The 1,536-nt window shown below is 73.5% G+C and carries 3 protein-coding genes; all 3 read left to right on the top strand.

Annotation, left to right across the window (positions count from 1 at the left end; genetic code table 11):
• On the top strand, window positions 1–126 hold a 126-nt coding region (locus tag OOT08_RS19195), incomplete at its 5' end, for an MGMT family protein (RefSeq protein ID WP_442916266.1).
• A 2-nt stretch (window positions 127–128) separates the two neighbouring features.
• The gene (locus OOT08_RS13150; RefSeq protein WP_325093205.1) at window positions 129–635 is read left to right on the top strand and encodes a MepB family protein; all 507 of its coding nucleotides are present in this window, start codon (window positions 129–131) and stop codon (window positions 633–635) included.
• A 159-nt stretch (window positions 636–794) separates the two neighbouring features.
• The coding region (locus OOT08_RS13145) for an SDR family oxidoreductase (RefSeq protein ID WP_325093203.1) at window positions 795–1,536 on the top strand (742 nt) is incomplete at its 3' end.

The following is a 1,536-nucleotide window of genomic DNA, read 5'->3' as shown; positions in this document are numbered from 1 at the left end:
ACGAACCTCGTGGCCCTCATCGTGCCCTGCCACCGGATCGTGCGCCGCGATGGCGCCCTCGGCGGCTACCTCTTCGGCGTTCCCCTCAAGGAGCGGCTCCTCGCCGAGGAAGCCGCCACGCGGTGAGCGTGGGGCCCGCATTCGCGGAGCTCGCCGATTTCGCCGCCACCGCCCTCACGCCCGCGGGGATCGCGCTGGGGGCCGTGACTCCGGAACCCGAGGCGGCGGGCTACGCGGGTGGGCTCGTCCGGGTCGGCGCGCGGCAGCTCCGGATCCGCACGGCTCGGCTCACCCCGAAAAAGACGGGCCTCTTTGTGGCGATCTGGACCCGGCGGGCCGACGGTTCCTCCGGCCCCGTGCCGGGGGACGACCCGAGCGACGGCGTGCTGCTCTTCGTCGCGGAGGGCGAGCACCGCGGCGCCTTTCTCGTCCCGGGGCGGGGGCCAGACCCCCTCGGCCTGCGGGCGAACCTGGACGGCTCCGGGGGCAAGCGCGGCGTCCGGCTCTACCCGCCCTGGTCCCAGGCGGAGAGCGCTCAGGCGGGGCGCAGTCAGCACGCTCAGGCCCCGTTCTTTGTGCCCGCAGGCCCGCTCGACCCGAGGACGGCCGCCTGGCTCCGCACCCGGGACCGGTGACGACGCGGGCCGTCCGCGAAGCCGGGCAGCCTCGATCTGTTCTGCAGAAAAACCGTGCGCGTGCGCACCCCGCCGCCTAGGCTGAGGGCACCATCAGCGGCCCCGCACGTCCGCGATCGGCCGCGACCCGATGGCCCGCACCACCGAGGGAGCCAGAATATGTCACGCACCACTGTTGTCACCGGATCCGCCTCCGGCATCGGCCAGGCCACCGCGCAGCTCCTCCGCGAGCGCGGCGACACCGTCATCGGGGTCGACCTGCGCGACGCCGAGGTCACCGCCGATCTCTCCACCGCCGAGGGCCGGGCGGCCGCAGTCGCCGCCATCACCGCCCAGTCCGGCGGCACGGTGGACGGCGTGGTCGCGGCGGCCGGGATCTCCGCGCCGAAATCGCTCACGGTCGCCGTGAACTTCTTCGGGGTGACCGCCCTGCTTGAGGGCATGCTCCCCCTGCTCGGGCAGAGCCGGGCCCCGCGCGCCGTCGCCATCAGCTCGATGGCGACCCTGCAGCCGAACTCCCCGGATCTCGTCAACGCGATGCTTGCCGGGCACGAGACCGAGGCGCTGCGCCTCGGCGATGCGCTCGCCGAGCAGGGTCCGGAGACGGGCTACCTCAACTACCCGTCCAGCAAGCGGGCACTCTCGCGCTGGATCCGTCGCGAGTCGATCACCCCGGCCTGGGCCGGTGCCGGCATCCCGCTCAACGCGGTCGCCCCCGGCACCGTCACGAGCCCCATGACGCAGGAGCTGCTCGCCACCGAGGAGGGACGACGGCTGGTCGACGCGAGCGTGCCGATGCCGCTCAACGGACACTCGGACCCCGTCGTGATCGCCCGCCTGCTCGCCTGGCTCGTCAGCGAGGAAAACAGTCACCTCGCGGGGCAGACCATCTACATCGACG

The sequence above is a fragment of the Leucobacter sp. M11 genome, from assembly GCF_035726885.1.
Taxonomy (GTDB): domain Bacteria; phylum Actinomycetota; class Actinomycetes; order Actinomycetales; family Microbacteriaceae; genus JAPFRB01.
The sequence above is the reverse complement of the archived record's forward strand: the minus strand, read 5'-3'. Positions and strand labels throughout refer to the sequence as shown.